The 2,077-nt window shown below is 31.5% G+C and carries 1 protein-coding gene and 1 pseudogene; one reads left to right on the top strand and one right to left on the bottom strand.

Features of this window, described 5'->3' with window-relative positions; all coding sequences use genetic code 11:
* Positions 1–89 (top strand): annotated as a pseudogene (locus AC1DTM_RS23895) (dehydrogenase); the annotation flags it as partial.
* Positions 90–265: 176 nt separating this feature from the next.
* Here AC1DTM_RS23895 and AC1DTM_RS23890 read toward each other — a convergent pair.
* On the bottom strand, positions 266–2,077 hold a 1,812-nt coding region (locus AC1DTM_RS23890), incomplete at its 5' end, for a dynamin family protein (RefSeq protein ID WP_477001049.1).

Below are 2,077 nucleotides of genomic sequence, written 5' to 3'. Positions count from 1 at the left end.
TAATTGGAGATTGTTTAGGCGTCACTCATTCATTATCTCAAGCAGCCGCAAGCGGTCTGTATGTTGGAAAATATTTATCTGACATTTAAATACTCTAATTAAATGGAAAGGGAGCAACTAATTGCTATTGCTCCCTTTTCCCTATTACTTCTCTTATAACACATGATGCAATCTGCTATTAAAAAGAACGTACATATTATACAGATGTAAACAAAAAACAACTCCAAAATCAACTTTTATTGTATATTTTGGAGTTACTTTACGTTTATTCTATGATTGTTTCTAAAGGTAAATCTGTATAGGAATTATCCTCACCTATATTCAAGATTACTTCACATTGACGTAATCTCAATTCAAAGAGCGTTATAGGATCACGATAAACTTCAGGGTTTGATTTCATTTTATGCAGTTTATCTTGTTTTTCTTTTATTTCTAAATGAGTGTTTTTTACAGCTTGTTCCAACGCGCCAAATGGATTTCTAAAGAACATATTAATATCCCGCTCTTGTGTGTTTTCAAACAGCTCAAATTGCAAGAAAAACTTCTTCATAATAGAAGCCGTTACATCGGTATAATCTTCATTTTCTAAATACTGTTTATATTTGTTATATAGCATAGCTTTATTTTTAGGAAGAACTCCAAATAATTTACCGGCACTTTTCAGTAAAAATTGTGCTGGCGTAAATCGGCGTAAAATATTTACTTCTTCCATTTGTATTCTAGTTGTCATTCTATCAGTATCTCTGCGCCAGTCATCAATTACTTTAAAGTCACATTCTAACTGTATTCGATTTTCTCCAAATAAAGAATTAAGTCCTTCACTGGTTTCTTCTAAGTACAATTGACTTTGAAGGAGCTCGTTATTAGAAGTCGCAATCCAATTTTGCATAGAGCGAGCAAGATTAGGTAATACAGTTTGTTCTAGATATTGTTTCACTCTTTCATTCATCGCTGTGTTTAGTTCAATATCAATGTGACCAAAATCGCTTTCTTCACTAATTAAATCGGAACAACTCTGCAATAGTTTCGGAATATGTTCTGCAAGATCATTAGTAATTTCGTTTTTCATTGTACGATATGATTCTGTAATTAAATGAATTTTGTCCTTCTCAAAAGCAGTAAGGTTATTAATACAACCATTTAGTTTAACTAACATATCTTCATTCCAATTAATAGAATCCACTAGATTGGTTTCCCTCTCGACGCGTTTATCCAAAAGATATGTAATTGTTTTTCGAATGAAAAACAATAGCTTTTCATTCCGTTCTGCATCGATATTTTTATGGTTAAAGTTAAAATGAATAAACTCAGTTAAATCGTTTAGTTGTTTACTATTTGTATATAACGAAGAATAAGGGAAAATTCTTGCATTAGGGAAATATGTATTTATTCTCACTTGCGTATCTTGTATAACTCTTTTTGCTTCTGCTTCATTGTAAATGTTATCGATTTTATTCAATAAGAAATGAACTTGTAGATTTGGTGTATGTTCTTGAATACTTAATAGAATGTCACGTTCTTTGTCAGTAAAAGGTGAATCCGCATTCAATACGAATAATAACTCATCTGTAGAATTTAAATATTCAAATACCTCATCTTTTGCATCATTGTTCCTATTAAAGCTAGGTGTAACAACGAATGTAAGTTTATTTTCACTTAAAAATCTGCATGGTAATTTAAATTCAACACATGCTCTATCTCTATATGTTTGACGGTGCACTGCCATCATGTTATGGAAATCAGAGAAATTCTCAGTTGTTGTAATTTCCGAATCTGTTATAGCGTTAATTTCTGTATAAGCGTCATTTTTAAAAACAACAACATTTGAGATTGAGTTTTCTAATATATTTTCTCCTAAAATAGAGTTAATAAATGACGCTTTTCCGTTTCCTGAAGTTCCAGTTACTAATAGGCGATTTGTTTTTAAATCTGCAAGCTCGCCTACTAACCAGCTAAATCGGTGACCCATTTCTAAATCATGTTCTTGTGCCCACCCTGTAATAGATTCAAAAAGATGTAAACTATACTCTAAGCCGTTCACATGATTAATAGAATATGACAGTAGGTTTTCCGCATA

Source organism: Bacillus sp. P4_D3, from assembly GCF_056401855.1.
Note: the sequence above shows the minus strand (reverse complement) of the source record. Positions and strands in the feature narration are given on the sequence as shown.